Source organism: Wolbachia endosymbiont of Cardiocondyla obscurior, assembly GCF_902713635.1.
Taxonomy (GTDB): domain Bacteria; phylum Pseudomonadota; class Alphaproteobacteria; order Rickettsiales; family Anaplasmataceae; genus Wolbachia; species Wolbachia pipientis.
In genome coordinates this window covers 1-7,042 of sequence record NZ_CACTIU010000065.1, presented here as the reverse complement: position 1 = coordinate 7,042, position 7,042 = coordinate 1, and the positions used below count along the sequence as shown (strand labels likewise).

The window sequence follows — 7,042 nt, the reverse complement described above, 5'->3', positions numbered from 1 at the left end:
ATCCACACTATACGCCATTATAACTCAAATAGCTTATTATACCTTTATCATTTACTTTGGGAAGTACTATAGTTGCTTGTCATGGAATAGGTGGAATAGGTAAAACACAATTAGCATTAGAATTTATTTGGAGTAAGCTCCAAAAATATAGATGGATAATTTGGCTTGATACACGAGATAGAAATACTTTAATTAACGAGTACATCAAGTTAGGACGTGGACTAAACGTTATTCATGGTTACAGAGAAAACGTTCGTGAAGAAGATCACGCCAAGCATGTTAAGTATTGGCTAGAACACCCTGAACGTGCTGGGTGGCTACTGATATGCGATAACGCTCCTAACTACAAAGATATAGCAGATTTACTTCCTATAGAAGGAGGAAAGATATTATTAACTTCTCGTTATACATTTGGCTGGCCACAACCACAGAACACTATTTCTGTTGATGTTTTTGAACCTGGAGAATCAAGGAGCTACATTTGTAAGATACTAGAAGTGGAAGGAACAAAGCTAGATATAATTCAAGTGGATGCATTAGCAAAGACATTAGGTCATTTACCTTTAGCTTTAGCCCAAGCAAGCGCTTATATAAAGAAAACAGGTATAAATATTTCAGACTATTTGAAATTATATAACGATAGAAAACGAGCTTTATTATCTGATGAAACATTGCTTGAAACATTTCCAGCCGACGCTAATAGAGAGACTGCAGCAATAGTGTATGTTACATGGGACATCACAGTAGAAGCAATAAAAAAAGAATCCTTATTGGCAGCTAACTGGCTTACTGCTTGTGCTTACTTAGATGGTAGTCCTATTCCTCAATCTTTACTAGAAATCTTTGCTGATAATCAAGAAAATAATCCTTCCTTAGAAACTTTCCATGAAGCGTTTGGAATATTAATAAGTTACTCCATGTTAACTACCAAAAAAGATCATAGTATGTTAATACACAGCTTGGTTCAAGAAGTTATAAGGCTAAAGTCAGAGAAAAGTGGAAAAACTAAAGAAGACATAAAGACTGTTTTTCAACTATTACAAAAGGGTTTTCCTTACCACAGTGATAAACTAGAAGATTATGCTAAGAAACGACAATTATTACCACATTTAGAAGCATTTTTATCACACATGGATAATTTGCTAGAAAAAAATTCTTCAGAAAAGCAAACAATAGAAAAGGATTATCTTTTAGATTTGTTAATGTGGATTAATGATGGATACTCTGATTTAGGTAACCCTAAAAGACAAAAGGAGTTGATCGAATGGATTTTACCTATTCTTCAGAGGCATTTTATCCCTGATTATGAAATTGCTACACTGCTGGTAAGTCTTGGTATTGCTTATAATGCTTTAGACAATCCTCGGAACGCAAAAGAGTTGTTTGAATGGGCTTTACCTATTCTTGAGAAATATTATGGTTCTGATTGTCCTAAAGTTGCTGTTGCACTGACAAACCTTGGTAACGCTTATGAGGATTCGGGTAATCCTCATAAAGCAAAAAAGTTGTTTGAATGGGCTTTACCTATTTTTGAGAAACATTATGGCTCTGATCATCCTAAAGTTGCTGTCATACTGACAAACCTTGGCCACGCTTATGAGAATTTAGATAATCCCCGGAGAGCAAAAAAGTTGTTTGAGCAAGCTTTAGCAATTCAAGAGAAACATTATGGACTTGATCATTTCGAAGTTGCTAAACTACGGGCAAACCTCGGTCTTGTTTGTTATGCTTTGGGTGATCTTCAGAAAGCAAAGGAGCTGTCTGAACGGGCTTTACCTATTTTTGAGAAACATTACGGTCCTGACCATCTTGAATTTGCTAAACTGTTGTCAAACTTAGGTGTCATTTATGGGGGTCTAGGTTATCATAAGAAAAGAAAGAGGTTACTTGAACGGGCTTTAGCAATCAAAAGGAAACATTACAGGTCTGACCATTTCGAAGTTGCTATACTGCTGGTAAATCTTGGTATTGCTCATAATGCTTTAGGTAGTTCTCAGAAAGCAAGAGAGTTGCTTGAACGTGCTTTACCTATTTTTGAAAAACACTATGGCCCTGATCACCCGGAAGTTGCTAAACTACTGGTAACCCTTGGCATTACTTATGGCATTTTAGGTAAACATAAGAAAAATCAAGAGTTGCTTAAACGGGCTTTACCTGTTTTTAAGAAACATTATGGCCCTGATCATCCAGAAATTGCTATTATACTAATAAGCCTCGGCATCTCTCATGGGGACTTAGGTGACCACGAGAAACAAAAGGAGCTGTTTGAACAGGCCTTGCCTATTCTTGAAAAACATTATGGCCCTGATCACCCGGAAGTTGCTACACTACTGATAAACCTAAGCGACGCCTATGGTGCTCTAGGTAACCATAAGAAACAAAAGGAGTTGTTTGCACGGGCTTCATCCATCTTTAAGAAACATTATGGCCCTGATCATCCGGAAGTTGTGAAACTATTGGCAGAACTAGATGATATTTAGGTTTTTAGCAATACTAGACTAACAACAACTCATTTGAGCTACACTTCCAAAACTAACCTGTTTGGATCTTCTATATAATTTTTTATTTTAATGAGGAAAGTTACTGCTCCTTTGCCGTCAACTATTCTGTGGTCGTAAGAGAGGGCAATGTACATCATAGGTCTGATCTCAATTGAGTTGCCCACAGCAACTGGCCTGTTTTGTATTGAATGCATTCCAAGTATTCCAGATTGCGGAGGATTTATTATCGGAGTGGAAAGAAGCGAACCGTATACTCCGCCGTTTGAGATGGTAAATGTTGCACCTTCCATTTCTGATACTTGTAATTTACCCTCACGAGCTTTTTTGCCAAGAGCAACTAAAGTCAACTCAATTTCTGCAAATGACATCTGATCGGCACCCCGAATAACTGGTACAACAAGACCTTTATCGGTGCCAACAGCAACACCTACGTCATAGTAATGTTTATATATGATTTCATCGCCTGAGATTTCAGCGTTAATTTCAGCAATTTCTTTCAATGCTTGCACCGCTGCCTTTATAAAAAACGACATAAAACCAAGTTTTATTCCATATTTTTTTTCAAAGGCGTCCTTATATTTTGCTCTTAGATCCATGACATTTTTCATGTCAATTTCATTGAATGTGGTCAGTATTGCAGCAGTATTTTGCGATGCTTTCAAACGAGCGGCAATTACTTGTCTTATTTTGCTCATTTTTACTCGTTCCTCTCTTTGCTCTCCACTTACTACACTTTTTGGCAATTCATATTGTTTTATTGCAGGCTGTTCTGCTTTGTTCATATGACCTATTACATCTGCTTTTGTTATTCTGCCTCCCATGCCAGTTCCTTTGACACTTTCTGCGCTGATTGCATTTTCCTCCATAATTTTACGAGCTGACGGAGCATCTTTTTTGGCAGAACTTTCGCTTGTATCTTCTTTCCTCGCTTCCTCTTTTACTTCTCCCACGGAAAGCTTCGCTAACAATTGATCAGGACTTATTACATCATCTTCTTTTATAAGAAATTCAGTTATTTGCCCCGAAGCTTCTGCAGTTAATTCGAGTGCTGTTTTGTCAGTTTCAATTTCAAAGATCAAGTCATCTACTTTTACTGCTTCGCCAATATTTTTCTTTATTTTTACTATACCTTCCGTAACTGACTCACCACCAAGAGTTTTTGGCGCTCTGATTTCTATAATTTTGCTCATAAAACAACTTCCGTATAAAACTTTCTATAGATTTATACATGAAAAGAGACATGTAATAAACTAATAAATTCATTGAGGCTCTTATCATTTAGAAGTGGACAACAACTCCCAAATGTCATTCCAGCGTGTGACACTAAGTCATAAAAATTCCTTGACAAGCCTCGCCAGCTCCCTTATCATGAAAACGAAGCTATTTATTTATCTTCTCTGTACAGATTAAATGACAAAAAAACTCAACGTATCTGGCGTCTCATGTTTAATTTTTTGCACTATGTGCACTCTATGTCTTTATCAAATTTCTAGGTTTTTACCTACACAAGCTGAAATACGCTTATAAAGCATTTAAAACATTAAAAAACGCCAACTTAAAAGATGGATAGTGAATAACTAGCTACCCTAGGGTTTCTTTTGCCTTTTTTTCTGTTTAGTAAATTTCTTAATGTTTATAATTTAGATTAGTTGCAGCTTAAAAGCAGCTGAGTCGTGGTTATTAGACGTTTAGAATAAAAAAACGCCATACTTGAAAGTATAATGTAAGTAACTAGCCAACCACGGGGCTTCTTTTGCCTTTTTTTTCGCTTGGTAAATTTTTTAATATTTATAGCTAAACGACAACCGTCATCCCGCTACGTGTTAGCGGGATCTAGAGATACCGTGACGGTATGACGGTTCGCGGTGGTATGACGATAAGGTTTATACCTTGTCATGCAAGTACTAGAATCCAGTAAGCTTATTTATGCATATAAAAGGTTATTATTTTGTAAAGTCAAAGTTGCTTTTGGTTTTAAGTTAAAGTACAATAAATGCAAAGGCTCATATGATGAATTAAACTGGATCCAAGTACTTGAATGACATCAGAGAGAGGGTAACCGAGGTTCATGCGATACACGCTACCAAAGTGTTTAAGTAATTAATTAGGTTAAAGTTTGGTATTCAAACAGTCGTACACATGCTAGTCAAAATAGGTACCAGAGGAAGCAAGCTTGCAGTTGCCCAGGCTTTGGAAGCAAAACAAAAGTTGCTGGATTCTTTTCCTAACTTATCTATTGAAATTGTTAAAATAAAAACTTCTGGAGATAAGTATGCAAACGCAAATCTTGCTGAAATAGGAGGCAAAGGATTATTCATTAAAGAAATTGAGACTGAATTGCTCGAAAATAATATAGACATGGCAGTTCATTCGCTAAAAGATATGCCTGCGTTTTTCTCAGGGGGTTTAACAATTCCTTGTGTTTTAGAAAGGCTAAGTTCATGCGATGCGTTTATTTCTCATAAACACAATAGCCTTGAGTCTTTGCCACAGCAGGCTACTATTGCCACTTCTTCAATAAGAAGAAAAGTTCAGTTGTTAAATGTTAGACCAGATTTAAATATAGTACCGCTACGTGGAAATGTAACAACCAGATTGCAAAATCAAAGTTTTGATGGAATAATTCTAGCTGAAGCAGGACTCATAAGATTAGAAAAACATCACTTGATTACAGAGGTATTGCCACCAAAAGTTATGTTAAGTGCAGTGGGGCAGGGGGCGGTTTGTATTCAATGTAGAAGGAATGATGTAAAAATTATCGATCTTTTAGAGAAAATTAATAATAATATGTCTTTTATAGGAGTGAAATCAGAGCGCAGTTTTATGAAGACAGTGAATGGTTCATGTTTTACACCACTTGCAGCTTTGGCTGAATATGTGAGCGAAAATATGCTACACCTTCGTTGTATGTTAGCAAGTGGAAAAAATATATACTTCACTGAGCGCACTTCATTTATAGAAGATGCGGAGAAAATGGGTATGGATGCAGGATTAGAGTTGAAATCAAAATGCTTATAAGCTTACCTAAAGTACGTGGAATCTATCGTTATGATGTCTTAATGTCTAAAGCGACGTGGTTAAATGTTGGTGGACGAGCTGATGTATTATTTAAACCATGTGATATTGAAGATTTAACATACTTGATTAAAAATACTGAACTGCCAGTTAGCGTTATTGGTGCAACATCCAACATAATAGTGCGAGATAGTGGCATTCGAGGAATAACAGTAAAATTAGGTAAGGAGTTTGCATATATTAAAAGTAAGGGTAACAACTCTATTGTAGCTGGGGGAGCTGTGCTGCTCAGCAACCTTGCTCACTTTGCGGGAAATCAGCAGATTAGTGGGTTGGAGTTTCTAGTTGGAATTCCAGGAACAGTTGGTGGCGGAATAGAAATGAATGCAGGTGCATATGGTAGTGATATCGCAAGTGTTGTACAATCCATAAAAGCAGTGAATCTAGAGGATGGAAACCTATATGAGTTCTCCAGCGAAGAAATGGGGTATTTTTACCGTGGACATAGCCTAAAAGGAAATTGGATTTTTGTTGAAGCTGAGTTTAAAGGAGTAAACTCAGAGTATGAGCTTATACTGCAAAGGTTAAAGGAAGTTATTGAGAGGAAAAATAAAAGCCAGCCAATAAGAGGAAAAACTGCTGGGTGCATATTCAAAAATCCAAAAAACTACCGAGCATGGGAGTTAATTGATAAATCTGGCTGCCTAGGGTTAAATATTGGTGGAGCTAGAATCTCTCAGAAACATTGTAACTTCTTGCTCAATTACGATAATGCAACTGCATCTGACTTGGAAAACCTTGGCAACAAAGTAAAAGATGCAGTAAAGGATAAATTTAATGTTGAACTTGAGTGGGAAATAAGGGTTTTGGGTAGCTATTAGATAGTTTTTATAGCTTATGTATATTCGTTCAGGAGAACGGCAAATAAGGTAAACAAGTAATCTAAAAAAATAATCATAGAGAAACCGTGAGGTAATGTGGTTAATCTTGTAGAACTTTGCAAGAATCTAGAGAGAAAAATAGCAAAGTTATACCAATTCTCATTATTAGTGAATCAAATAAGCGATATTGTAGAGTTATTTAATTGTGGAGTGAGAAAGAAAGGCAATAGTATGGCTTTTTTTCCATTGTTATCTATCCGTTTATTGTGCAGTGGGAATTGGTATTAGCTGAACGGACACTATTGTTATACTATATCTTATATACAATTGTGCAATATGGACAATGGCAACAAATTTACTAGCGAAATTCAGTGATTTATGATTGATAATTAAAGTTCTTAATTAGTAACCGTTCACACTTAATTCTTCAATCTCACTAATAGAAAGGCCAGTAAATTTGACAATAGTGTTGACATCAACATTGTTAGCCAGCATTGCTTTTGCGACTTCGATTTTTCCTTCGATTTTTCCTTCGATTTTTCCTTCAATTTTCCCTTCCTCTTTACCGATTTTGATGCCTCTTTCTTCGCCAATTTGGATGCCTTTTTCAGTAGCAAGGTCAAGTCTGTATTCAAGAATGGCTTC

The 7,042-nt window shown here is 36.3% G+C and carries 5 protein-coding genes and 1 pseudogene; 4 read left to right on the top strand and 2 right to left on the bottom strand.

Features of this window, described 5'->3' with window-relative positions:
- Window positions 1–56 precede the first annotated feature (56 nt).
- Window positions 57–2,480 carry a tetratricopeptide repeat protein gene (locus WOCAOBSORBRA_RS05100; protein WP_174516063.1) on the top strand — a complete coding sequence of 808 codons (2,424 nt, stop codon included), beginning with the start codon at window positions 57–59 and terminating at the stop codon, window positions 2,478–2,480.
- Between the two features lie 38 nt (window positions 2,481–2,518).
- Here WOCAOBSORBRA_RS05100 and odhB read toward each other — a convergent pair whose 3' ends face one another.
- Entirely contained in the window at window positions 2,519–3,691 is a 1,173-nt protein-coding gene (gene odhB / locus WOCAOBSORBRA_RS05095; RefSeq protein ID WP_174516062.1) for a 2-oxoglutarate dehydrogenase complex dihydrolipoyllysine-residue succinyltransferase, read from the bottom strand.
- A 949-nt stretch (window positions 3,692–4,640) separates the two neighbouring features.
- Between odhB and hemC the strand changes: the two genes are divergently transcribed.
- The 3 genes from hemC (at window position 4,641) to WOCAOBSORBRA_RS05080 (ending at window position 6,685) form a co-directional block, all read left to right on the top strand.
- Entirely contained in the window at window positions 4,641–5,519 is an 879-nt protein-coding gene (gene hemC, locus WOCAOBSORBRA_RS05090; protein ID WP_010962666.1) for a hydroxymethylbilane synthase, read from the top strand.
- Window positions 5,510–6,397, top strand: coding sequence for a UDP-N-acetylmuramate dehydrogenase (murB, locus tag WOCAOBSORBRA_RS05085; protein ID WP_174516061.1), 888 nt, complete (start codon window positions 5,510–5,512; stop codon window positions 6,395–6,397). Before hemC ends, murB begins: the two co-directional genes overlap by 10 nt.
- Window positions 6,398–6,493: 96 nt before the next feature.
- The gene (locus tag WOCAOBSORBRA_RS05080) at window positions 6,494–6,685 is read left to right on the top strand and encodes a hypothetical protein (RefSeq protein ID WP_070356842.1); all 192 of its coding nucleotides are present in this window, start codon (window positions 6,494–6,496) and stop codon (window positions 6,683–6,685) included.
- Window positions 6,686–6,799: 114 nt separating this feature from the next.
- Here WOCAOBSORBRA_RS05080 and WOCAOBSORBRA_RS05075 read toward each other — a convergent pair.
- Window positions 6,800–7,042, bottom strand: a pseudogene (locus WOCAOBSORBRA_RS05075) (Rpn family recombination-promoting nuclease/putative transposase); the annotation flags it as partial.

Coding starts and splice junctions, on each gene's coding strand:
- odhB (WP_174516062.1), bottom strand. CDS start 3,691: ATGAGCAAAATTATAGAAATCAGAGCGCCAAAAACTCTTGGTGGTGAG.
- hemC (WP_010962666.1), top strand. CDS start 4,641: ATGCTAGTCAAAATAGGTACCAGAGGAAGCAAGCTTGCAGTTGCCCAG.
- murB (WP_174516061.1), top strand. CDS start 5,510: ATGCTTATAAGCTTACCTAAAGTACGTGGAATCTATCGTTATGATGTC.